The organism is Rhizobium sp. SL86, from assembly GCF_026672545.1.
GTDB lineage: Bacteria > Pseudomonadota > Alphaproteobacteria > Rhizobiales > Rhizobiaceae > Neorhizobium.
Genome location: NZ_JAPPRJ010000001.1, coordinates 168,268 through 191,005 on the forward strand (window position 1 = coordinate 168,268; position 22,738 = coordinate 191,005).

Below are 22,738 nucleotides of genomic sequence, written 5' to 3' on the forward strand. Positions count from 1 at the left end.
GAACCCTTGAAAACCCATGTTGGGGACCAATGCCTGAGACTTTACGTCGGGCTTCTCCCCTAACTGCTTGAACCGGCAGGACAGCGAGACGTGTACGGATTGAACCAGACAGTGCTGATCACCGGCATCCTTGCCGGCATTGCCGCGACCCTGCTTGTGCTGGGCGCGAACGCACAGCCGTCGTTCGCCTTCGTCCTTTATGCTTCCTCCGCCCTTCCCGTTCTCGTCGCCGGCCTTGGCTGGGGCAATCGTGCCGCGATCGTGTCGATCCTGACCGCCGCCCTGCTGGGCGCCATCCTCGGCTCGCCGATGTTTGCGCTTGCCATGGCGATCTTCACGCTGATCCCGGCCGGCTGGCTGTCGCATCTCGCCAACCTTGCCCGTCCGGCCTCCGAACTCGGCGGCCCTGCCGATCTGATGGCTTGGTACCCGATCTCGGACATCCTTCTGCATCTGTGCGGGCTGGTGACGGTCGCCGTCATCATTCTGGGCGCCATCATCGGTTACGGCCCGGATCTCACCAATGCGCTCGTCGATGCGATGGTCGAGAACCTGAACGTCCAGAACCCGTCGATGGTGCCGGATGCCGCCTCGCTTGCCCAGACCAAGGCAATGATCGTGCTGATGCTGCCGCTGATCCAGGGCGGCCTCTGGGTTCTGCTGCTGTTTTCCGCCTTCTATTTCGCGGTGCGCATCGTCTCGCGCAGCGGCCGGGCGCTGCGTCCGCGCGAGGACATGCCCTCGGCGCTGCGCATGAACCGCAACGCGATCTTCATTTTCCTCGCCGGTATTCTGCTGACCTTTGCGGGCGGCGTTCCGGCGATGATCGGCGCGACGCTTTGCGGCACGTTCGGCGCCGGCTTCCTGATGGCGGGTTATGCCTCGCTGCATTTTAATCTGAAGGGCAAGGACTGGCGTTTTCCGGCCCTCGTGCTGGTCTATCTCTCCAGCCTGCTCTTCCTGCCGATGCTTGCCATCATCGTCATCGGCCTCACCGACACGCGCCGGACGATCGCCCTGACGCCCGCACGCAACCCGAATTCCAACGACACTCCGAATTGATCTGAAAGGATAAAGACAATGGACGTCATTCTTCTCGAGCGCATCGCCAAGCTTGGCCAGATGGGCGAAGTCGTCAAGGTTCGCGACGGTTACGCCCGTAACTTCCTGCTGCCGCAGGGCAAGGCGCTGCGCGCCAACGCTGCCAACAAGACCCGTTTCGAAGCCGAACGCGCCACGCTCGAAGCCCGCAACCTCGAGCGCAAGTCGGAAGCCCAGAAGGTTGCCGAAGCCCTCGAAGGCAAGTCCTTCATCGTGGTTCGCGCCGCTGGCGAAACCGGCCAGCTCTACGGTTCGGTTGCTGCCCGCGACATCATGGAAGTTCTGGCTGCCGACGGCTTCAACATCAGCCGCAACCAGGTTGACCTGAACAACCCGATCAAGTCGATCGGCCTGCACAGCGTCACGCTGCATCTGCATGCCGAAGTCGAAATCGAAATCGCGCTGAACGTTGCCCGTTCCGCTGAAGAAGCCGAACGTCAGGCCAAGGGCGAAAGCCTCAACTCCGTCGACGCCATCTACGGCGTGGACGAAGACGCCCTGCGTCCGGAAGACTTCTTCAACCCGGACGACGAAGACGGCGACGACGCATAAGACTGCGATCGCCATACGGCATCAAAAAACCCCGGATCGACCATGTCGATCCGGGGTTTTTTATGGGGTTGGACCGGCAGCTCTGGTCAGGTCGGCTGTCTGGTCGCCGCGTCCTTGTCGACGCGCACCTCCACCGAGAGCCCCGGCTGCAACAGGTCGGCGGCGTCTTTCGGAACGACAAGCCGGATGCGGACCCCGACCCTCTGGGCAATCTTGACGAAATTGCCGGTCGCATTGTCCGAGCGGATGACGGCGAATTCGGAGGCCGCCGCGGGAGAGAAACGTTCGATATACCCGGTGATCTCGCGGCCTCCGAGCGCATCCACGCGGACCGTCACGGGCTGGCCGACCCGCATGCCCTGCAGCTGGGTTTCCTTGAAGTTGGCGATCACCCAGACCTCATCCGGCACCACCGCCATCAATTGGGTTCCGGCCGTGACATACTGGCCAAGACGGGCGCCCACCTCTCCCACCCGGCCGTTGCGCGGCGCGTGGATCTCGGTATTGGCGAGATCGATGCGGGCGAGTTCGACGGATGCTTCGGCGCTCGCGACCGCGGCTTCGAGCGAACCGCGGTTGACGATGATGGTCTGCAGCTGCTGGCGCGACACTTCCAGCGCGGCCTCCGCCTGGCGCAGCGCTGCGCGGGCCTTTTCCAGCTGCGCTTCGGCCTGTTCCTGAACGCTGGTGGTGCCGACGCCGCTGCGGGCAAGGTTCAACTGGCGTTCATTGGCAAGCTGCGCCTGGGTGAGAGCCGCCTCGGCACTGCTGACAGAGGCCTCGCTGGAGGTGATATTGGCTTTCGCGGAGACCTCCTGCTGGTGCGAATTGGCAAGCGCCGCCTGCTGGCTGTCGAGTGTTGCCTCGGCCTGTGCCAGCTTCTGGCGATAGATACGGTCATCGATCCGCACCACCACATCGCCTGCCTTGACCTGCTGGTAATCCTTGACCGGCACATCGACCACATAACCGCTGACCTGCGGGCTGAGCGTCGTCACATAACCGCGCACATAGGCATTGTCGGTCATCTCGACGCTGCTGGTGAACGGCGGCAGGCGCCAGGCGTAAAGAACCAACCCGAGGCCGAGCAGACCGACCAGAAGCACGATAAGGGTGGCAGGGGAAAAGAACTTTCGGAACATGATGTCAAACCTGATTGTGGTTGGTCGCCGCGTCAGCGGCGGCGCGTTCGGCAAAAAATGCGCGAAGGCGGTCAAAGGAGAGGTGAAGGAGAAGGCCTGCGAGCGCGAGCAGCGAGGCAATGCCGATCAGCAGGAAGGTGTCGTTGTAGGCCAGCACATAGGCTTCGCGGGAGACCTGCTGGGAGAGGAGCGCCAACCCCTCGGCATTCAGCAGTACCTTGTCGATGATGGTCTTCGCATAGCCCCCCGAAAGCTGGGCGACCCGTGCCACGACATCCGGATCCGTCAGCAGGATGTTTTCCACCAGGACGCTCGAATGGAACTTCTCGCGGATCGTGACAAACGAGCCGAGCAGGCCGGTCGCGATCACCGAGCCGCTGATCTGGGTGAAGAGGAAGATCGCAATGAAATTGACAAGATAGGGCGGCCCCTTCTGCAAGGCGGCGCCAAAACCCCGCGCCATCACCGGCGGCAGGAAAAGTGCCGCCCCAAAGGCGATCAGCGACTGGCTGAGATAGAACTGTTCCGGCCGGCTGAGATTGGTGGACTGGCTGTCGAGAAACGCGCCGGTCGCGATCAGGGCCAGTGCGATCACATGCGCGGTGCCCGGACGCTGGTTGACCATCAGCACGGCACAGACGGCACCACCGGCCATCGAAGCGAGCAGGATGAGGCCGAAGAGCACGCCCATCTGATCGTTCTGGATGCCCATCTGCTGCAGGAAACCCACCATGGTGCTGGATTGCTCGGCGGTCACCGCGCGAAAGAGAATCAGGACCGCCGCCAGATGCAGGTTCGGCCAGGAAAAGATCCAGCGCAGGTCGAGCAGTGGATTGCTGCGGCGCAGTTCGATCATGACGAACAGCGTCAGGAGCACGATGGAGGTCGCCAGAAGCAGGCCGAGCCATTCCGTTTCGAACCACCAGTAGAAGCGGCCGAGCGTGAAGAAGACGGCAAAACAGCCGAGGCCGCCGGCCAGCAGCAGATAGGTGAAGACGTCCGTCCGCTCGATCACCTTCACCCGCGGCGGGGCGGTGAGCGGCAGGATGTAGATCAGTGGAAGCGCCAGAAGTGCGAGGCCCAGCTCCATCGTGTAAAGCGCCTGATATCCATTGAGATCCATCAGGCCGGGCGAGATGATGCGGGCGACGGGAGCGGCAAGCAGCGTTCCGGTGAGCGCGATGCTGAGGCCGATCGTCAGTTTCCTCTGAACGGGAAAGGCCTCCAGAATGTAGAGGAAGCCGAGCGAAGAAAGCGGTGCTGCCGCCATGCCGCTGACGAAGCGCACGACAAGCGCGGAATGGAAGTCGGTGACAAACAGATTGAGGCAGGAGGCGAGCACGAAGGCGGCGATGCTGAGTTCCGCAAAAGGACGCAGGCCGTACTGGACGCGGATCTTGAAGAGGGCGAGCGACAGGCTGGCATAAGGCGCCATATAGGCGGCCGAGAGCGCGGCAACCTCGGCAATCGTCGCGGAGAAGGTGCCCTGCAGCTGGTAGATATTCGCCGACACGATGTTCATGCCGAGCCCCTGCGTCAGGAACATCAAAAGGCCGGAGGCGATATAGGCAAGCGTCAGCCAGAGGGGCCGTTCTTCCACCGGAATGGGCTGCGGCGGTGTCTTCTGCAGGGCCCCCGATGGCCCGGACACCTGGCCTGTCTCTTCTGCCGTGCTCATGAATGCTCACCCTTTCCGGCTGCAACCGCCAAGTTGCGGTTCAGTTGCAGCAGAACGCGCAGGGCCACATCGAGATCCTCCTGCGCGATGCCCTCGACGATCTGGCCGCGCAGACCGACGGCGAGCGCCTGCACCTCGGCACCCACCACCTGACCTTCCGCCGTCATGTGGATTTCCTTGACCCGACGGTCTGCGGCGCCTCTGCGTTCGATCAGTCCCTGCTGCTCCATGCCGTCGAGGATGCGCACCAGCGTCGGCGTCTCGATCTCCAGTTCCTGGGCGAGGTCCTTTTGCGAAAGACTGCCGCGGCGGGTGAGCGCGAACAGCGCCCTCGCCCGCGTGAGCGTCAGGCCCGTTGCGCTGGCATAGACTCCAAAAACGGATCTCAGGCGTCGGGTGAAGGACGAGATTTCGTCAAACAGCCGCTCATCGACAGACTGGCGCGACATGATAACATCCACTGATAATTAGCAACCTAATTGTTTGGACGCTATCTAGGCCGATTGAAGCTTTTCTTCAACCGCACAACCGGGCGATCAGCCATGCATCTGACGCACTCCTCAGCACAACAAAACCTCGCAGGCGCGGTCCTGCGTCGTTATAATGCAACAGGCGTGCCGACCGATTCGTCCGGAGCCGCAGTCAACGAAAATTTCGGATTCCCTCGCGTTTTTTGGCCAGCGGGCCAAATGCCTGTGAATCGGTGTGAGTTCACGCGGCACGTCTAGCCTTCGCCTGCCGCTTCGCTAGAGTGGGCGACCCAAATGAAGAGCATGATTGGATCGATACGATGAATGAAGCAGCGCGCAATCTGGGCGGAGCCGCTCCGGCAGAGCCGCATTACCGCGAGGCCCCTAACAACCTCGAGGCCGAACAGGCTCTTCTGGGTGCGATCCTGGTCAACAACGATGCCTATTACCGCGTTTCGGACTTTCTGAAGCCGACGCATTTCCACGAACCGCTGCACCGGAAGATCTTCGAGGTGGCGGGCGACATCATCCGCATGGGCAAGATCGCCAACCCGGTGACGATCAAGAACTTTCTGCCGACGGATACGAAGGTCGGCGAACTCAGCATTCCGCAATATCTGGGACGCCTTGCCGCCGAAGCCGTGACCATCATCAATGCGGAAGATTATGGCCGGGCGATCTACGATCTGGCGCTGCGCCGCGCGCTGATCACCATCGGCGAGGACATGGTCAACATCGCCTATGACGCGCCGCTCGACATGCCGCCGCAGACGCAGATCGAGGATACCGAACGGCGTCTCTTCGAACTCGCGGAAACCGGCCGTTACGACGGCGGTTTCCAGTCGTTTGCAGATGCGGTGGCGCAGGCGATCGACATGGCCGGGGCCGCCTTCGAGCGCGACGGGCATCTTTCGGGTATTTCGACCGGCATCATGTCGCTCGATGCAAAGATGGGCGGCCTGCAGCGGTCCGACTTGATCGTGCTTGCCGGACGCCCGGGTATGGGTAAAACCTCGCTCGCCACCAACATCGCCTACAACATTGCCGCGGCCTACGAGCCGGAAGTGCTGCCCGACGGTTCCTTCAAGGCAAAAAATGGCGGCGTCGTCGGCTTTTACTCGCTCGAAATGTCGTCCGAACAGCTGGCGACCCGTATCATCTCCGAGCAGACGGAAGTCTCATCCTCGAAAATCCGCCGCGGCGACATCACCGAGGCCGATTTCGAAAAGCTCGTCGCGTGCAGCCAGATGATGCAGAAGGTGCCACTGTTCATCGACCAGACCGGTGGTATCTCGATTGCGCAGCTATCGGCACGCGCCCGGCGCCTGAAACGCCAGCGGGGGCTTGATGTGCTGGTGGTGGACTATATCCAGCTCATGACCGGCTCCGGCAAATCCGGCGAAAACCGCGTGCAGGAAGTGACCCAGATCACCACGGGCCTGAAGGCGCTCGGCAAGGAACTGAATGTTCCGATCATCGCGCTCTCCCAGCTCTCCCGTCAGGTGGAAAGCCGCGAAGACAAACGCCCGCAGCTCTCCGACCTTCGCGAATCCGGCTCGATCGAACAGGACGCCGACGTGGTGCTCTTCGTGTTCCGCGAGGAATACTACGTGAAGAACCTCGAACCGCGCGATCCGAACGATCCGAAATACGCGGAATGGGAAGCGCAGATGGACAAGGTGAAGGGCACGGCCGACGTGATCATCGCAAAGCAGCGTCACGGACCGACCGGCACCGTGAAACTCGCCTTCCAGTCGGAATATACCCGCTTTGCCGATCTCGCCGATCCGAGCTTTGCGCAATACGAGGAACATTGATCCTCAGACAAACGCCCCGCCCAAGAGCGGGGCGTTTTCTTGTCAGGGCTGTTCGCGCTTTGCAAGCGCAAACCCCTCGTCCAGCCAGCCGGTGATGCCACCGGCCATCAGCTTGACCGGAAGTCCGAGTTCCGCAAGACGAAGAGCACCGCGTGCCGCCCCGTTGCAATGGGGGCCGGCGCAATAGGTGACAAACAGCGTGCCTTCGGGCCAAGCCGACATGCGGTGCGCGGTGATCTTGCCATGCGGCAGGCTGATGGCACCCGGCACATGACCGGCGGCGTAGAGCGCCGGGCTGCGCACATCGAGCAGCACGAAATCCGCGCCCTTCATGACCGAATCGTGCACGTCCCAACAATCGGTTTCGAAGGTGAAGCTCGCGGCAAAATGGGCGCGGGCATCCGCACTCGGGGCGGCGGGAATGGCGGTCACGGCACTGGTCATCGATCAATCTCCTGGGATCACAACGGCTTTCGGATGCCGCAAACATCGGCAAATCGGGTGCGCTTGCCAATTGGCAGATTTGACAATATGCGTAGAGATCATGCCAAACACGCACACTCCCCTTACAGGTCCCCTGGTCGTCGCACTCGTCTATGACGGGCTCTGCACCTTCGAATTCGGCATTACCTGCGAAGTCTTCGGGCTCAGCCGGCCGGAAATGGGGCCGGGCTGGTACCGTTTCGCCAGTGCTGCGATCGAGGGCGGTCCCTTGCGCGCCGCGGGCGGCCTGACAGTGACCGCCGACGGCGACATCGACCTTCTCGATCAGGCAGACATGATCGTGGTGCCCGGCTGGCGCGGCATCGACCAGCCAGTGCCGGAGGCGCTGTGCGAACGCCTGCGTTTCGCCCATTCCCGAGGCGCGAGGCTCGTTTCGCTCTGCTCCGGCGCCGTCGTTCTGGCCGAAACGGGACTGCTGGACGGGGCTGTTGCCACTACGCACTGGCGGTACGCGGACAAACTCAGGGCACGGCGCCCGCAGATGACGGTGGACGAGACATCGCTTTATCGCAGCCACGACCGCATTTTCACCGCAGCCGGCAGTGCGGCTGGCATCGACCTTCTGATCGAGATCGTCCGGCAGGATTTCGGTGCTGCGGCGGCCAATTCGGTCGCCCGCCGCATCGTCATGCCTGCCCATCGCAACGGCGGACAGGCTCAATTCCTCGAACGGCCGGTGGCACTGCGTCCCGGCAGCGACGTGGCACCCCTTCTCGACCAGATCCGGGAAGACCTCGCCGGAAACTGGACGATCGCCCGGATGGCACGGGCCTGCCGGATGAGCGACCGCACCTTCATCCGCCGTTTTGTCGAGGCCACGGGGCTCTCTCCTGGCGACTGGCTTGCCGCCGAACGTATGGAGAGGGCCAAACAACTGCTCTGTGACAGTGACACGCCGATGGAGGAGATTGCCTGTGCGGTCGGCTTCGGTTCGGCCCATACGCTGCGCCATCATTTCCGCAAGCGGCTCGGTCTGAGCCCCAGCGCCTATCGCACACGCTTCATGCCGGCAGACGCCGTCAAAGACCTGCCGCGCGCAATAGGGCCACGGTGACGACGCCTGCGGTAGCCGCCGGTAACAGCGGTAGGCGCAGGGCGGCAAGAGCGGTCACGGCACAGGCGACCGTCTCGGCGAGATCGGTGGCGATGGCGGTGGGGGTGACGACGGCCATCAGCACGGCCGGCGGCACCGCCGTCAGCGCCTTTTCCACCCGTGGCGACAGATCGAACCGGTTGACGAGCAAAGCACCGAACAGGCGGGTGAAGACAGTCGCTGCCATCATCGCGAGAATGGCGGCAAAAGTTGCGGGATCGAGCGTCATGCGCGGATCTCCCTCAAGCCCGGTGCGGCGACAGCCACGACAAGCCCCGCCAACGCACCGGCGGCGATATACCAGGCGCCGGGCACCAGGCTGTGCACCGTCAGCGAGGCGACCGCACTTGCAATCAGGATAAGGCCGGTTTCCCGCCCCTTCCAGAAGCCCATCAGGAGCACGATGAAGACGGCGGGAAAGGCAAAATCGAGCCCGTACACCGCAACATCTCCGAGCAGTGTGCCGAACAGCGCGCCGCCGAGGCTCGCCAGCACCCAGCCGCAATAAAAGGGCAGCGCCAAACCGAGATAAAAGGCCGGCGTCAGCGGCTTTTGACGGGCACGCGCTTCGGCCAGCGCCCAGTTCTCATCCGCCATCACCAGAAGCGTCGGCAGTTTCTGCCAGGGCCGAAACAGGCCGAGGCTGCGCTCCAGCGAGGCGCCCATCAGGATATGCCGCAGGTTGACGAGCAAGGCGGCCAGCCCGAGCGCGCTCCAGGAAGCGGGATGGGTCCACAGGTCCATGGCGACGAATTGCGAACCACCGGCAAAGACCAGCGCGCTCATCAACACGGTTTCGAGCGGCGACAGTCCGTTGCCGGCCGCCACCGTGCCGAAGACAAAGCCGATCGGCAAAGCTGCCAGCACAAGGGGAATAATTGTGCGCGTCCCATCAAGCAGTTCGCGCCGCACAGTGTCTGATCTCATGAAAACCTCCTGTTGCCGGAGGCTCTATCCCTGCCCGTGCCTTCCGGTCTTGAAGGAAAGTGATCAGCCGGCGCGGAAGACGGCGGGCGTCAGCCCTGTGCGCGCCTTGAAATGCCGCGTCAGATGCGCCTGATCGGCAAAACCGCAGGCGGCAGCCGTATCGGAAGGGGTTGCCCCCGCGCGCAACAGGCGCCGGGCATGGCGGATGCGCAGATCCGTCTGATAGGCATGCGGTGTGATGAAATAGTGTTTCCGGAACGCGCGGATCATGTGGGCGCGGCTGAGACCCGCCACCTTCGCCAATGCCTCAAGCCCGATCTCCTCGTCGAAATGGCCGGCGATATAGTCCTTCACCCGGCGCATGGCGAGCGGCTCCTGGTAATCGGGCGCGTGGATGATGGCGCTGCCGTGGCGGGCAAACATGGTGGCGAGCACGCCGTACATGCCCTCCTCGCCCTCCAGCGCCGTGCCCTCCTCGATCGACCGATGGGCCCGGTTGAAGGCGGCGGCGAGTGGCCGGTCAGTCAGCAACTGCCGGGCAAAACTCGGTGTTCCATGAAAAGCCCGCCCCGTCATGTCCTCGATGATATCGGTCAGCACCGCCATGTCGGGATAGATCATCCGGTAGCGATACCCTTCCGGAGCACCCGGCTGGCCGTCATGGATCTCGCCCGGATTGATGAGGTAGAGGGCGCCGGGGCCGGTATGTTCGCGCTCTCCGCGGATCATCGCCACCTGGCAGCCCTTCTCGATCGCGCCGATCGAGAACGTGTCGTGCGAATGCGGGGAAAATTCGTGCGTGATGAAGGAGGCGGTCAGGCACTCCATCTGCCGGAACCGCCGGTCGCGCCAGAACCGGGTCTTTTCCACCCGCGATACCGGTGTCGCCTCGGCGGCCTGTTGCTGCGAAACATTGTGCATGGGTCTAACTTAATATGCCCCGTCGCTCGCGTCTTGAACAAAAGTGACCGCGACTGTCGGACGCCCGCGCCTCTGCTGCCCGCGGGCACGGGATGCGGGCCGCCTGGCGGAAGAATTCACTGGATCATCATTTTCGCGCCGGACAAAAATCGATAGGGTCCGCCCGGCGGGACCATCGGCGCCTGGTGCTGATTCCGCTCCCGCACATCAATGACGAAGGAAAGTGTGATGACCGACGGACGTGACGACCTGCTGCAGACCGATCCCTTCGATTGCGCCCCGCTGCGTCTGACCGTCGATCTCGCGGCCCTCGCCGACAACTGGCAGGATCTCGCCCGCCGCTCGGGCCGGGCACGCACCGCCGCCGTCGTCAAGGCGGATGCCTATGGGCTCGGCATCGAGGATTGCGGGCTGACGCTCTATGAGGCGGGCGCTCGCGATTTCTTCGTGGCCGCCGCCAGCGAAGGCGAGACGCTGCGCGCCTATGCGCCGGAGGCCCGCATCTTCGTGCTCTCCGGCATCTGGCCGGGCCAGGAGGAAACCTTCTTCGAGAACGATCTGGTGCCGGTTCTGGCCTCTGAGGAACAGCTGGCCTTCTGGATGTCCGTTCTTTCCGAACGCGGCCCCTACCCTTGCGCGCTTCAGGTGGATACCGGCTTCAACCGGCTCGGCCTTTCTGTCGAAGAAGCGCTGGCGCTCGCCGAGGATGTCTCGCGCCCGACGAGCTTTGAGCCAGTGCTGGTGCTCTCGCATCTCCATAGCGGCGACACACAAGAGGCCGAAAGCAACCGCCAGCAGCTCGACCTTTTCCGAAAGGTGAGTGCGGCCTATGAGGGTGTGGAGGCGAGCCTCTCCGCCTCGGCCGGCATCTTCCTCGGGCCGCAATATCATTTCGATCTCACCCGCCCGGGCATTGCCCTTTACGGTGGACAGGCGACCTCCGGCATGGAGAACGCGATGCGGCCGGTCGTGACCGCTGAGGCGCGCATCGTGCAGATCCGCGAGGCCAAGGCCGGCGAAACCGTCAGTTATGGCGGCACGCACCGCCTTGCCAGGGACAGCCGGCTGGCGATTGCCGCGGTCGGTTATGCCGACGGTTACCTGCGCAATCTTTCGGGCAGCGGAGTCCCCTTACGTTCCGCCGTGCCGACCGGTGCCTTCGGTTTCATCGCCGGCCGCCAGGTGCCGGTCGTCGGCCGCATCACCATGGACCTCACCATCTTCGACGTCACCGACCTGCCGAAGAATGCCATCCGCTCCGGCGATTATATCGAACTTTTCGGGCACAACATCGCCTTGGACGAGGTTGCCGCCGCGGCCGGCACGATCGGCTACGAGCTGCTCACCAGCCTCGGGCTTCGCTATGAGCGGCGCTGCCTCGGCGAAGACGAGATCTGACGCCGTTTCATTGCCCTCTGTTCAGCGCAACTTGAGTGCGCTATAAGAGAACAAAAGGAGATCGAAATGCCCGAGATCCACCTCACCGAAGAAGAACAGGCCTTCATCGACACCAAGCTGCGCAGCGGCGCCTACCAAAGCGCCGAGGATGTGGTGCGGGCGGGGTTGGCACTGCTCGACCTGCATGAGGAACAGGTGCGGCGAATGATTGATGCCGCCGACGCCCAGGTTGCCGCCGGCGAGACCCTTCCTTTCGAAAGCGCGGATGCCGTAGCCGATTCGGTTATCGAGCGGGGGATGCGGCGATTAAACCGAAAAAGCTGATCTACACCCTTCTCGCGGATCAGGACCTCGTCGATATATTTGTCTATATCGCGGAGAAAGACATTGTCGCCGCAAGTCGTTTCATACGGCAGTTGACAAGCAAGATTGAGTGGATTGCAGCCAGCGGCTTTCCGGGTGTGCCGCGTGATGATCTGCGCCTCGGACTGAAGGCCCTGCCCTTCCGCAGACGCTGTATCTATTTCCGCACCACGCCCGACGACGTCGTCATCCTGCGCGTCCTGCACGGCCACCAGAACCTCTCGGCCGACCTTTTCGACGAAGAACAACAAGAAGACTGATTTTTCCTGATGGCAAAAACAAAGACCCAATTCGTGTGCCAGAACTGCGGCACGGTGCATACCCGCTGGGCCGGCAAGTGCGATGGCTGCGGCGAGTGGAACACGATCATCGAAGACGATCCGATGGGCGGCATCGGCGGCGGTCCCGGCAAAATGCCGAAGAAAGGCCGCGCCGTGGCCCTCACGACGCTCTCCGGCGAGACCGAGGAAGCGCCGCGCGTGCAGACCGGCATCAGCGAACTCGACCGGGTGACCGGCGGCGGCTTCGTGCGCGGATCGGCGGTTTTGGTCGGCGGTGATCCGGGCATCGGCAAATCGACGCTGCTCATGCAGGCGGCGGCGGCTCTGTCGCGCGGCGGCCACCGCATCATCTATGTGTCCGGCGAAGAGGCCGTGGCGCAGGTGCGGCTGCGGGCCCAGCGCCTGGGCGCCGCCAATACCGATGTGCTGCTCGCCGCCGAAACCAATGTCGAGGACATTCTGGCAACGCTCGCCGAAGGCAAGCGGCCGGACCTCGTGATCATCGATTCGATCCAGACGCTGTGGAGCGATACTGCCGATTCGGCGCCCGGCACCGTCACCCAGGTGCGCACCGGCGTGCAGGCGATGATCCGTTTTGCCAAGCAGACCGGGGCCGCCATGGTGCTCGTCGGCCACGTGACGAAGGAAGGCCAGATCGCCGGCCCGCGCGTCGTCGAACACATGGTCGATGCGGTGCTTTATTTCGAGGGCGACCGCGGCCACCACTATCGTATCCTGCGCACCGTCAAGAACCGTTTCGGCCCAACCGATGAGATCGGCGTCTTCGAAATGTCGGACAAGGGGCTGCGCGAAGTGTCGAACCCGTCCGAACTTTTTCTCGGCGAACGCAATGCCAAGGCGCCGGGGGCCGCCGTCTTTGCCGGCATGGAGGGCACGCGGCCCGTGCTGGTGGAAGTGCAGGCGCTCGTCGCCCCCACCTCGCTCGGTACGCCGCGCCGGGCCGTCGTCGGCTGGGATTCGGCAAGACTCTCGATGATTCTTGCGGTGCTGGAGGCCCATTGCGGTGTCAAGCTCGGCCAGCATGATGTCTATCTCAACGTGGCGGGCGGTTATCGCATCACCGAGCCGGCGGCGGATGTGGCGGTCGCCGCAGCGCTTGTCTCGTCGCTTGCCAGCGTGGCCCTCCCCTCCGAGAGGGTCTATTTCGGCGAAGTCAGCCTCTCCGGCGCCGTGCGTCCCGTCTCGCAGACGGCGCAGCGTCTGAAGGAAGCCGAAAAGCTCGGTTTCTCCTCCGCCATGCTGCCCGCTTCGTCTGCGGAAATCCCCAAGGGCGGCAAAAAGGGCTTGAGCGAGATCGAGGGCCTGCCGGATCTGGTGGTGGAGATTGCCGGATCGGCGAGGAAACTGGGGAAAGGCCAAGAGGAGGATTGATCTTTCCCCCGCCGTTTCCCTGTTGTAAGAGGAGCGCCACGGGCGGTTTTGAGCGTTAACGAATGCTTGCCGCCATCCACCACAGGTCCTCCCGGTTCATTCCGGGTCATCTTGGAGTTCGTTCTTTCATGCCCATCACGATCTTCGACGGCATTGTCCTCGGCGTCACCCTGTTTTCGGCGGTGCTCGCCATGGTTCGCGGCTTTTCCCGCGAGGTGCTTTCGATCGCAAGCTGGGTGGGTTCGATTGCCGCGGCCTATTATCTCTACCCGCTGCTTCTGCCCTTTGCCGAAAAATACACCGCCGATCACCGGATCGCGATCGCCGGTTCGGCCGGCGTGATCTTCCTCATTGCGCTCATCGTGATCACCTTCATCACCACCCGCATTGCCGACTTCATCATCGACAGCAGCATCGGTGCGCTGGACCGTACGCTCGGTTTCCTGTTCGGCGCGGCACGCGGCATCCTGCTGCTGGTCGTGGCGGTCGCCTTCTGGAACTGGCTGGTCGATATCCGCCAGCAGCCGGAATGGATCACCCAGTCGAAATCGAAACCTTTCCTCGATACGCTCGTCGGCCGCCTGGAAGCGGTGCTGCCCACCGACATCGAACCGCAGATCCGCGCCCGCATTCTCGGCAAGCCCGACGGCGCGTCCACGCCTGGCACAGAACAGGCGCCGTCCGATGACGCACCGGCGCCAGGTGTGACAAATAATTGACGCTTTGTTGCGATTCTAAGGGAAGCCAAGCAACAGCGTTCGTGGTATAGAGCGCGCAAGAACAGGCCGGATCGGGGATTTTCCCTCCGGCCTCTTTACGTTTTTCTGACAGACCCAAGGACCCGCGATGATGATTGAGCTGGTTTCGCAACATCTTTCCGACGATCTGGATGGCGACACGCTGCACGAAGAGTGTGGCGTGTTCGGCATTCTGGGCCACCCCGATGCGGCAACGCTGACAGCGCTCGGCCTCCACGCCCTCCAGCATCGCGGCCAGGAAGCGGCCGGCATCGTCTCCTTCGACGGCAAGCAGTTCCACACGGAAAAGCACATGGGCCTCGTCGGCGACCACTACACCAACCCGACGACGATCGCGAAGCTGCCGGGCGCCATGGCGATTGGCCATACCCGTTATTCCACCACCGGCGAAGTGGCGCTGCGCAACGTGCAGCCTCTGTTTGCCGAACTGGAAGTCGGCGGCATCGCCGTTGCCCATAACGGCAATTTCACCAACGGTCTGACGCTGCGCCGCCAGCTGATCGCCGGGGGCGCCATCTGTCAGTCCACCTCCGATACGGAAGTGGTGCTGCACCTGATCGCCCGTTCGCGCTACACCAATACCAGCGACCGTTTCATCGATGCCATCCGCCAGATGGAAGGCGGTTATTCGATGCTCGGCATCACCCGCACCAAGCTGATCGCCGCGCGCGATCCCACCGGCATCCGTCCGCTGGTGATGGGCGAACTCGACGGCAAGCCGATCTTCTGCTCGGAAACCTGTGCGCTCGACATCATCGGCGCGAAATACATCCGCGACGTGGAAAACGGCGAAGTGATCATCTGCGAGATCCAGCCGGACGGCTCGATCTCGATCGAGGAACGCAAGGCGCCGAACGTGCAGCCGGAGCGGCTCTGCCTGTTCGAATATGTCTATTTCGCCCGGCCGGATTCGGTCGTCGGCGGCCGCTCGGTTTACGTCGCGCGCAAAAACATGGGTGTCAATCTGGCCAAGGAATCGCCGGTCGAAGGCGATGTCGTGGTGCCCGTGCCGGACGGCGGCACGCCGGCGGCCCTTGGTTACGCGCAGGAAAGCGGCATTCCCTTCGAATACGGCATCATCCGCAACCATTATGTCGGCCGCACCTTCATCGAGCCGACCCAGCAGATCCGCGCCTTTGGCGTGAAGCTGAAACATTCGGCCAACCGGGCGATGATCGAAGGCAAGCGCGTCATCCTGGTGGATGATTCGATCGTGCGTGGCACGACCTCGCTGAAGATCGTCCAGATGATCCGTGATGCCGGCGCCAAGGAAGTGCATCTGCGCGTCGCCTCCCCGATGATCTTCTTCCCCGATTTCTACGGCATCGATACGCCCGACGCGGAAAAGCTGCTCGCCAACCAGTATGACGGCGTGGAGGCCATGTGCCGGTATATCGGCGCGGATTCGCTGGCCTTCCTGTCGATCAACGGGCTTTACCGCGCGGTTGGCGGCGAGGATCGCAATCCGGCCCGTCCGCAGTTCACCGACCATTATTTCACCGGCGATTACCCGACCCGCCTGCTCGACAAGGACGGCGAAGCGATGGGCCGCAAGATTTCGGTGATGGCCAGCAACGGCTGAGACCTTTTGACGGACAAAAGCCCCTCTGCCAGGATGAACCAATCCCGGTGGAGGGGCTTTTTTATGGTCGCCCTCTGACGCCCCTGCCTCATCCCGGCGCAACCTCTTGCGCAGGACCATGCCCTGTGACAAGCACGCTGGACACGCGGAAGGGGTAATAACCTGTCCGGGACAGCGGCAGAGGCAGATCTGCCCAACAGAGATGAGGGTGGAGAGTAGATGAGCATCGACCTGACGGGCAAAATCGCACTGGTGACCGGCGCCTCGCGCGGCATCGGTTATTTCACGGCGCTGGCACTCGCAAAAGCCGGCGCGCATGTGATTGCCTGCGCCCGCACAGTCGGCGGCCTCGAGGAGCTCGACGACCAGATCCAGGCGGCCGGGGGAACGGCGACGCTCGTTCCCTTCGACCTCACCGACATGGCCGCCATCGACCGGCTGGGCGCCTCGATCTTTGAGCGCTGGGGCAAACTCGACATTCTCGTCGCCAATGCCGGTATTCTGGGCGTCATATCGCCGGTCGGCCATATCGAGGCAAAAGTGTTCGACAAGGTGATGCTAACCAATGTGACGGCCACCTGGCGACTGATCCGCTCGGTCGAGCCGCTGCTGCTCAAATCCGAAGCCGGGCGTGCGCTGCTGCTCTCCTCGGGCGTTGCCACCGATGCCCGCGCCTTCTGGGGCGCCTATGCGGCCTCGAAGGCAGCCGTGGAGATGCTCGGCCGTACCTGGGCCGCGGAAACCGAGCAGACGAAACTGCGGGTCATCAACGTCAATCCGGGCGCTACCCGCACCGCGATGCGGGCGCAGGCCATGCCGGGCGAAGATCCGGCCACCCTGCCCCATCCATCCGAGGTTGCCGAAAAGCTTTTGCCGCTCTGTTCGCCGCAGATGACGGAAACCGGCCGGCTGTTCCTCGTCCGGCAGAACAAATTCGTCGATTACCGCCTGCCGGAATAGCCTTCGGCCCTTTCAGAGCAGCCCCATGCGCCTTCGTGATCTTGCCGCCTATCTGTTCCTTGCCATTGCCTGGGGCTTTTCCTTCCTGCTTCTCCTGAAGGTGGTCGCCGCCTTCGGCTGGGTGGGTGCGGTCACCTTCCGTTGTTTCATCGCTGCCGCCATCCTGATCCTGATGGCGCGGCTGATGCGGCGCAGGCTGGTCTTCCCCGCCCGGTTCATGCCGCTTGCCGTGGTCGGTGCCACCACGGTTGCCGGCCAGCTGATCGGGCTTTCCTATGCGACGCCGCGCATCGGCACGGCCATGGCGGCGATCTTCGTTGCCTCCATCCCGCTGTTTTCCATGGTGATTTCGAGGCTTTGGGGGCTGGAACACATCACCCCGACGCGGGTGCTGGGGCTGGCGCTCGGCACGATCGGGCTCCTGATGCTCGTCGGTTTCCCCGCCGTTCCAGTGACGCCCGCTTTCCTGCTCGGCTGTGCCGCCATGCTGTTTTCCACCTTCTCCGCCGCCTTCGGCAGCAATTATGCGAGCCGGCACCTCGCCGGAACCGGGCCCTGGGAAGTCACCATCGGCGCCTTTCTCTCCGGCGGCGTGATTGCGCTCCCGCTGATTGCCGTGGTGCCGGTGCCCGGCATGCCGGAGGCTGTCGATTACCTCTATCTCGTGGCGCTGGCAGGCCTGATGAGTTCACTCACCTATGTGCTCTATTTCGGCCTCGTCTCGTCGATCGGCGCGACACGGGCGATCAGCGTCGAATTTGCCGTCACCGTGGTGGCGGTGCTGGTCGGCGCGCTTTTGCTCGATGAACCGCTGACGCTGATGCAGATCGCCGGGGGTGCGGTGATCATCGCCGGCTGCGCGCTGGTGCTGGGGCTGATGCCGGCCAAGGCAAAAATCCCGCTGCAGCCATAGACCTGGTTACCGCCCGCCCGAGGCAGCACGAATATTTCGTCCGGCACCGGATGAGCGAACATTTCGGCCTTGCCCTCCCCTTGACCACATGCCGGTTCGGGGCCATAAGCTTTGGCCCATGAACACGGCCCTCTGCACCATCTGCGGGATCATTATTCGCTAGCATTTTGCTGGCCGGCCGTTCTCGTCTCTCGAAAACCACAAGAAGACACAGAACCGGTCCGGCCGGTTCCAGTCCGTTTCGGGAGACGATATCGATGAGCCAGACGCTCAAGCTCTACAACACGCTGACCCGCGACGAGGCGGTGTTCCAGCCGCTCGACCCGAACAATGTGCGCATGTATGTCTGCGGCCCGACCGTCTATGACTATGCCCATATCGGCAATGCCCGGCCCGTCATCGTTTTCGACGTGTTGTTCCGCCTGCTGCGACACATCTATGGCGAGGCCCATGTCACCTATGCCCGCAACATCACCGACGTGGACGACAAGATCAATGCGCGGGCGCTGCGGGACCATCCAGGCCTTCCCCTGAACGATGCGATCCGCGCCGTCACCGAACGCACGGAGCAGCAATTCCAGGCGGATGTGAAGGCGCTCGGCTGCCTGGAGCCGACGGTGCAGCCGCGCGCGACCGACAATATTGCCCAGATGATCGCCATCATCGAAAAGCTGATCGCCCGTGGCCATGCCTATGCGGCGGAAGGCGAAGTGTTGTTCGACACCCGCTCGATGAGCGATTACGGCCAGCTTTCCAAACGCCCGCTCGACGAGCAGCAGGCGGGCGCGCGTATCGCGGTTGACGCGCACAAGAAGAACCCCGGCGATTTCGTGCTGTGGAAGGCGTCCGGCCACAACGAACCCGGCTGGGAAAGCCCCTGGGGCCGCGGCCGCCCCGGCTGGCATATCGAATGCTCGGCGATGAGCGCGCGCTATCTCGGAGAAGTCTTCGACATCCATGGCGGCGGGCTCGACCTGATCTTCCCGCACCACGAAAACGAGATCGCGCAATCGCGCTGCGCGCACGGCACGCATGTGATGGCAAATGTGTGGATGCACAACGGCTTCGTGCAGGTGGAAGGCCGAAAGATGTCGAAGTCGGACGGCAATTTCGTCACCATCAACGAGCTTCTGGAGACCGAGACCTTTGGCGGGCGCAAATGGCCGGGCGAAGTGCTGCGGCTCGCCATGCTGATGACGCATTATCGCGAGCCGATCGATTTTTCGGTGAAGCGGTTGGAGGAGGCGGAGAACCTGCTGGCGAAATGGCCTGTGGCCGAGGCTGGCGGCGCTGAACCGGACGAGAGCGTGCTCGACGCGCTTTCGGACGACCTCAACACGGTCCCCGCCATCCAGGCGCTGCATGCCCTGGCCCAGGCCTCGCACAGCGATCCGGACGCCAGGGCCCGCTTCGCCGCCTCGGCCGATCTGCTTGGCCTCTTGCCGAAGCCCGTGGAGGTGGATGAAGCCATTGCCGCCGGCATCGATGCGCTGGTCGAGATGCGGCTTGAACTGCTCAAAGCCAAAAACTTCGCCGAGGCCGACCGCATCCGCAACGAACTGGCGGAAAAGGGCATCCAGTTGAAGGACGGCAAGGATCCCGTAACAGGCGAGCGGGTCACGAGCTGGGAAGTGAAGCGGTAACATGGCTGTCCCGCCGCGCCATACCCCCCTCTGCCCTGCCGGGCATCTCCCCCACACGGGGGGAGATCGGGATGCCGCGCGCGCTCTGCCTCAATTGATGCGGCGTCTGATGGGCTGGACTGCAGCAACAGGCTTGCACCGCCCGTTAGCCAGCGCTTTGCCCTTTGCGGGACAGTCTGTGTTCAACGGGCTTCGACATCGGCCATCGAACAGATCCCCCGCATCTCACCGCGCAAATTGGGGAAGAGCGGATGCCGTTCTGCCAATCTCCCCCCGTGTGGGGGAGATGTCCGGCAGGACAGAGGGGGGTACCCCGCGGCACAACGTCGAGACAGCTTCGCTTGCAACTTTTCGCTGCAAGGAGCAGTCTGCCGCAACGTCCACCCTGTTACCGTCACGCGCTATGTCCCATACGCCGATTCCGCCTCAGCGTCGTGCCAATGCCAAACGCATGCGCAAGGCGATGACCGAAGCGGAGCTGAAGCTCTGGAATGCGGTGCGCGCCCATCGGCTCGAAGGCCTTGGCTTCAGACGACAGGTTCCCATTGCTGACTATATCGTTGACTTTGCCTGTCCGGATGAACGGCTGATTGTTGAGCTGGATGGCAGCCAGCATTCTGACGACCAAGCCATCCGTTATGACGCCGCCAGAACGGCACGGCTGGAAGCCGATGGATGGACGGTGCTGCGCTTCTGGAATGATGACGTTCTGAAGGATCTCGACGCAGTTTGCCTCCACATCCTGACCGTCATCGGGAGGGTGCGCTGATGGGAGTCTACGGCGGGCTTGGTACCCCCCTCTGCCCTGCCGGGCATCTCCCCCTCAAGGGGGGAGATCGGGATGCCGCGCGCGCTTTGCCTCCAATGATGCTTCGAAGAAAGGGGGCCGCCGCCAACACGCATGGTGTCCTCCATCCATCGTTGCATTCCTCGGCCGCTGATAGCGGGGTTCGGGGCAGTGCGTCTGCCGTTCTGCCAATCTCCCCCCTTGAGGGGGAGATGTCCGGCAGGCCAGAGGGGGGTATCCCACCCACCAACAGGAGGGCCGCATGAGCGAGATCCACACCGGCGGCTGCCAGTGCGGCGCGATCCGTTTTCGGATGGAGGGCATGCCGAAGGATGTGTCGGTCTGCCACTGTCGCATGTGCCAGAAGGCGTTCGGCGCCTATTATGCGCCGCTGGTGGCGGTCGGCACCGCGAAGGTGACGTGGACGCGCGGCCAACCGAAACGCTTTGCCTCCTCGAATTTCGTCCTGCGCGGTTTCTGCGAGAATTGCGGCACGCCACTGACCTATGAGGCGCCGGATGGGCTGTCGCTTGCGGCCGGCGCCTTTGATGATCCTGCCCGCCTGCCGCCGACCCTGCAGTTCGGCATCGAATGCCGGCTCGCCTTTGCCGATCAGATCCCTTCGCTGCCGGCACGCGCCACGCTGGATGATCTCGACGACGCGCCCTTCCTGCCGGATGTCGTGTCCTACCAGCATCCGGATCACGACACCGCCGACTGGCCAACGGAGGGACGGTCATGACGGAGCCCAAACCCGATATGAAGATGCCGAAATGGCTGCTTTATGGCCTGATCGCCAAGGGCGTTCTGGTGGCCGCCATCACCATCGGCATCGTTCTTTACGTCAGCCTGAGATAGGAGAGCGGCATGGACAGCATCATGACCGGCGGATGCCAGTGCGGCGCGGTGCGGTTTCGGGCGGAAAAGCTCGGGCGGCCGTCGATCTGCCATTGCCGCATGTGCCAGAAGGCGTTCGGCAGCTTCTTCGGCGCGCTCGTCTCTGCCGATCAGGCACATCTGACCTGGACGCGCGGCCAGCCGAGCCTGTTCCGCTCGTCGGCCAAGGTAAAACGCGGCTTCTGCAACAAATGCGGCACGCCGCTGACCTATCATCATCCGGGCGGCGTGGAACTGGCGATCGGCGCCTTCGATCACCCCGAGCAGCTGGAGCCGCAGGTGCAGGTGAACAATCACCAGCGCCTGCCCTGGATCGACACGCTGTTTCAAAAACCCGCCGTCACCAACCCCGAGATGGAGGTCTTCTTCGCCTCCGTCGAGAGCTACCAGCATCCCGATCACGATACGGCGGAATGGCCGCCGAAGGACGACTGACATGAGCGAACTGCGCAGCTATTATCCCGAGATCGAGCCCTATGAAACGGGCATGCTGGATGTCGGCGACGGCCATAGCATCTACTGGGAGCGGGTCGGCACGAAGGGCGCGAAACCCGTCGTTTTCCTGCATGGCGGCCCCGGCGGCGGGTGTAATCCGAACCAGCGCCGCGTCTTCGATCCGGCCCTCTATGATGTGCTGCTGTTCGACCAGCGCGGCTGCGGCCGCTCGACGCCACACGCCTCGCTCGAGGCCAACACCACCTGGCATCTGGTCGATGACATCGAGCGGCTGCGGCAGATGATCGGCGTCGAACGCTGGATGGTGTTCGGCGGCTCCTGGGGATCGACGCTGGCGCTTGCCTATTCGGAAAACCATCCTGAGCGCGTCACCGAACTCGTCGTGCGCGGCATCTATACGCTGACAAAAGCGGAACTCGACTGGTATTACCAGTTCGGCGTCTCGCAAATGTATCCGGACCGCTGGGAAAAGTTCATCGAACCCGTGCCGGAAGCCGAACGGCACGACATGATGGCCGCCTACCACCGCCGCCTGACCGGCAGCGACGAGGCCGAGAAGCTGAGGTTTGCCAAGGCCTGGAGCCAGTGGGAGGGCGCCACCATTTCGCTGATCCCCAATCTTTCGCAGATCGACAGTTTCGGCGAGGATCATTACGCCATCGCCTTTGCCCGCATCGAAAACCACTATTTCATGCATGCCGGCTGGCTGGAGGACGGGCAATTGCTGCGCGATGCGCACAAACTTCAAGGCATTCCGGGCGTCATCGTGCATGGTCGCTACGACATGCCCTGCCCGCTCAAATATGCCTGGGAGTTGTCCAAGCGCTGGACGGATGCGGAGCTGAAGATCGTCGAGGGCGCCGGCCACGCGCTGACCGATCCCGGCATTCTCGACCAGCTGATCCGGGCGACGGACAGGTTTGCGGGAAAGAACTGAGGACTGAATACCCCCTCTGGCCTGCCGGCCATCTCCCCCACAAGGGGGGGAGACCGGCAGAACGGCTGCTGCCTCACCCAGCCACGTCTCCCGGACGTGGCCCCTTCAAACTGGGCAGGACGGCGCCGCAATGGGTCTCCCCCCTTGTGGGGGAGATGGCCGGTAG

24 protein-coding genes are annotated in these 22,738 nt (G+C 63.2%); 17 read left to right on the top strand and 7 right to left on the bottom strand.

The window, feature by feature from the left end; all coding sequences use genetic code 11:
- Positions 1-99: 99 nt before the first annotated feature.
- Positions 100-1,062, top strand: a complete 963-nt coding sequence (locus OU993_RS00865; protein ID WP_442792913.1) for a DUF2232 domain-containing protein — start codon at positions 100-102, stop codon at positions 1,060-1,062.
- Positions 1,063-1,080: 18 nt separating this feature from the next.
- Entirely contained in the window at positions 1,081-1,653 is a 573-nt protein-coding gene (gene rplI / locus OU993_RS00870; protein ID WP_268154102.1) for a 50S ribosomal protein L9, read from the top strand.
- A gap of 86 nt (positions 1,654-1,739) precedes the next feature.
- On the opposite strand, the gene OU993_RS00875 is transcribed toward rplI, so the two are convergent.
- Genes OU993_RS00875 through OU993_RS00885 form a run of 3 tightly spaced genes read right to left on the bottom strand, consistent with a single transcriptional unit; the run spans position 1,740 to position 4,922 of the window.
- The gene (locus OU993_RS00875) at positions 1,740-2,795 is read right to left on the bottom strand and encodes an HlyD family secretion protein (RefSeq protein WP_268154104.1); all 1,056 of its coding nucleotides are present in this window, start codon (positions 2,793-2,795) and stop codon (positions 1,740-1,742) included.
- A gap of 4 nt (positions 2,796-2,799) precedes the next feature.
- Entirely contained in the window at positions 2,800-4,473 is a 1,674-nt protein-coding gene (locus tag OU993_RS00880) for an MFS transporter (protein ID WP_268154106.1), read from the bottom strand.
- Positions 4,470-4,922 (bottom strand): MarR family winged helix-turn-helix transcriptional regulator, encoded by a 453-nt coding sequence (locus tag OU993_RS00885; protein WP_268154108.1) that lies wholly within the window; start codon positions 4,920-4,922, stop codon positions 4,470-4,472. The genes OU993_RS00880 and OU993_RS00885 overlap by 4 nt, the downstream gene beginning before the upstream one ends.
- Before the next feature lie 341 nt (positions 4,923-5,263).
- Here OU993_RS00885 and OU993_RS00890 point away from each other — a divergent pair, with 341 nt between their 5' ends.
- Positions 5,264-6,760: a replicative DNA helicase gene (locus OU993_RS00890; RefSeq protein ID WP_268154110.1), complete on the top strand. Its 1,497-nt coding sequence runs from the start codon at positions 5,264-5,266 to the stop codon at positions 6,758-6,760.
- Between the two features lie 42 nt (positions 6,761-6,802).
- On the opposite strand, the gene OU993_RS00895 is transcribed toward OU993_RS00890, so the two are convergent.
- On the bottom strand, positions 6,803-7,204 hold the full coding sequence (locus tag OU993_RS00895; RefSeq protein ID WP_268154112.1) for a rhodanese-like domain-containing protein: 402 nt from the start codon (positions 7,202-7,204) through the stop codon (positions 6,803-6,805).
- A 100-nt stretch (positions 7,205-7,304) separates the two neighbouring features.
- Here OU993_RS00895 and ftrA point away from each other — a divergent pair, with 100 nt between their 5' ends.
- Positions 7,305-8,318, top strand: coding sequence for a transcriptional regulator FtrA (ftrA, locus tag OU993_RS00900; RefSeq protein WP_268154114.1), 1,014 nt, complete (start codon positions 7,305-7,307; stop codon positions 8,316-8,318).
- Here ftrA and OU993_RS00905 read toward each other — a convergent pair.
- The 3 genes from OU993_RS00905 to OU993_RS00915 form a co-directional block, all read right to left on the bottom strand.
- Positions 8,284-8,586: an AzlD family protein gene (locus OU993_RS00905; RefSeq protein ID WP_268154116.1), complete on the bottom strand. Its 303-nt coding sequence runs from the start codon at positions 8,584-8,586 to the stop codon at positions 8,284-8,286. The two genes, ftrA and OU993_RS00905, sit on opposite strands and share 35 nt — an antisense overlap.
- The gene (locus tag OU993_RS00910; RefSeq protein WP_268154118.1) at positions 8,583-9,284 is read right to left on the bottom strand and encodes an AzlC family ABC transporter permease; all 702 of its coding nucleotides are present in this window, start codon (positions 9,282-9,284) and stop codon (positions 8,583-8,585) included. The genes OU993_RS00905 and OU993_RS00910 overlap by 4 nt, the downstream gene beginning before the upstream one ends.
- Positions 9,285-9,347: 63 nt before the next feature.
- A complete protein-coding gene (locus OU993_RS00915; RefSeq protein ID WP_268154120.1) occupies positions 9,348-10,205 on the bottom strand; it encodes an AraC family transcriptional regulator in 858 nt (285 codons plus the stop codon).
- 228 nt (positions 10,206-10,433) lie between these two features.
- On the opposite strand from OU993_RS00915, the gene alr reads away from it, so the two are divergent.
- The 13 genes from alr (at position 10,434) to pip (ending at position 22,572) form a co-directional block, all read left to right on the top strand.
- On the top strand, positions 10,434-11,603 hold the full coding sequence (gene alr / locus OU993_RS00920; protein WP_268154122.1) for an alanine racemase: 1,170 nt from the start codon (positions 10,434-10,436) through the stop codon (positions 11,601-11,603).
- Between the two features lie 66 nt (positions 11,604-11,669).
- Positions 11,670-11,927, top strand: coding sequence for a type II toxin-antitoxin system ParD family antitoxin (locus tag OU993_RS00925; RefSeq protein ID WP_268154124.1), 258 nt, complete (start codon positions 11,670-11,672; stop codon positions 11,925-11,927).
- 47 nt (positions 11,928-11,974) lie between these two features.
- Positions 11,975-12,226 (top strand): type II toxin-antitoxin system RelE/ParE family toxin, encoded by a 252-nt coding sequence (locus OU993_RS00930; protein WP_268157438.1) that lies wholly within the window; start codon positions 11,975-11,977, stop codon positions 12,224-12,226.
- A gap of 9 nt (positions 12,227-12,235) precedes the next feature.
- On the top strand, positions 12,236-13,639 hold the full coding sequence (gene radA / locus OU993_RS00935; RefSeq protein ID WP_268154126.1) for a DNA repair protein RadA: 1,404 nt from the start codon (positions 12,236-12,238) through the stop codon (positions 13,637-13,639).
- A 128-nt stretch (positions 13,640-13,767) separates the two neighbouring features.
- A complete protein-coding gene (locus OU993_RS00940) occupies positions 13,768-14,358 on the top strand; it encodes a CvpA family protein (RefSeq protein ID WP_268154128.1) in 591 nt (196 codons plus the stop codon).
- A gap of 130 nt (positions 14,359-14,488) precedes the next feature.
- On the top strand, positions 14,489-15,979 hold the full coding sequence (gene purF / locus OU993_RS00945; RefSeq protein WP_268157441.1) for an amidophosphoribosyltransferase: 1,491 nt from the start codon (positions 14,489-14,491) through the stop codon (positions 15,977-15,979).
- A gap of 219 nt (positions 15,980-16,198) precedes the next feature.
- Positions 16,199-16,939 carry an SDR family NAD(P)-dependent oxidoreductase gene (locus OU993_RS00950; RefSeq protein ID WP_268154130.1) on the top strand — a complete coding sequence of 247 codons (741 nt, stop codon included), beginning with the start codon at positions 16,199-16,201 and terminating at the stop codon, positions 16,937-16,939.
- Between the two features lie 25 nt (positions 16,940-16,964).
- Complete coding sequence (locus OU993_RS00955; protein ID WP_268154132.1) at positions 16,965-17,852, top strand: DMT family transporter; 888 nt, start codon at positions 16,965-16,967, stop codon at positions 17,850-17,852.
- 257 nt (positions 17,853-18,109) lie between these two features.
- Positions 18,110-19,495 carry a cysteine--tRNA ligase gene (cysS, locus tag OU993_RS00960; protein ID WP_268154134.1) on the top strand — a complete coding sequence of 462 codons (1,386 nt, stop codon included), beginning with the start codon at positions 18,110-18,112 and terminating at the stop codon, positions 19,493-19,495.
- A 403-nt stretch (positions 19,496-19,898) separates the two neighbouring features.
- Positions 19,899-20,264, top strand: coding sequence for an endonuclease domain-containing protein (locus OU993_RS00965; RefSeq protein WP_268154136.1), 366 nt, complete (start codon positions 19,899-19,901; stop codon positions 20,262-20,264).
- A gap of 280 nt (positions 20,265-20,544) precedes the next feature.
- On the top strand, positions 20,545-21,024 hold the full coding sequence (locus tag OU993_RS00970; RefSeq protein WP_268154138.1) for a GFA family protein: 480 nt from the start codon (positions 20,545-20,547) through the stop codon (positions 21,022-21,024).
- 125 nt (positions 21,025-21,149) lie between these two features.
- Positions 21,150-21,614, top strand: coding sequence for a GFA family protein (locus OU993_RS00975; RefSeq protein ID WP_268154140.1), 465 nt, complete (start codon positions 21,150-21,152; stop codon positions 21,612-21,614).
- A 1-nt stretch (position 21,615) separates the two neighbouring features.
- Positions 21,616-22,572, top strand: coding sequence for a prolyl aminopeptidase (gene pip / locus OU993_RS00980; protein ID WP_268154143.1), 957 nt, complete (start codon positions 21,616-21,618; stop codon positions 22,570-22,572).
- Positions 22,573-22,738: the final 166 nt, after the last annotated feature.